This window comes from Bartonella sp. AP57NXGY (assembly GCF_042195805.1).
GTDB lineage: Bacteria > Pseudomonadota > Alphaproteobacteria > Rhizobiales > Rhizobiaceae > Bartonella.
In genome coordinates this window covers 1-629 of sequence record NZ_JBHIOZ010000590.1, presented here as the reverse complement: position 1 = coordinate 629, position 629 = coordinate 1, and the positions used below count along the sequence as shown (strand labels likewise).

Below are 629 nucleotides of genomic sequence, written 5' to 3'. Positions count from 1 at the left end.
AAAAGTGCGATAATTAATACGCTTCTAAATAAAGATTTTTTTATAAACATCATTTCTACCTTATATGTCTACCTTAATGTGCACTTTATCTGTTTAACTGATTCACTTTGAAATTATCAATATGTGTTATTTTAGTGTTGACAAAGTGTAGCAAATCGTATTTAATGACAAATACGGCACTTGTCGTATTGTGTCTAGACGAGAGGCAGTGCAGTTTGGAATCCCCGCATTTGCGGGGTTTTTTATTATCTGGAGGGCGTATTTTATGACATCAGAAAATACACAGCAGGCTCCACAACCCATTAAAAAGCGTATACCCCCAAAGGCAGGTCAAGGGCGTGTCAAAGGCGTTCCGAATAAGATGACGCGCATTTTAAAAGAAGCAGTGGTTAAGGCTGCTGAGAATGCTGGGAATAAAATTGGCAAGGATGGTTTGATCTCTTATTTGGAAAAGCAGGCTATGGAATGCCCCGCTGCTTATTTAGCGTTGCTTGGTAAGGTGTTGCCTTTACAGGTAACAGGTGAAGATGGGGGAGCCATTAAGATCATAACGCGTGTAGAAATTGCTCCTTTAACAATGAATGACGACAAGACAGATTAAGATTGTACCAAAACTTATACCGATTTTT

At 38.8% G+C, this 629-nt stretch carries 1 protein-coding gene; it reads left to right on the top strand.

Annotated elements, in window-relative coordinates:
* The first annotated feature begins 265 nt into the window (after window positions 1–265).
* A complete protein-coding gene (locus ACFIL8_RS12205; RefSeq protein WP_375637144.1) occupies window positions 266–601 on the top strand; it encodes a hypothetical protein in 336 nt (111 codons plus the stop codon).
* Window positions 602–629: the final 28 nt, after the last annotated feature.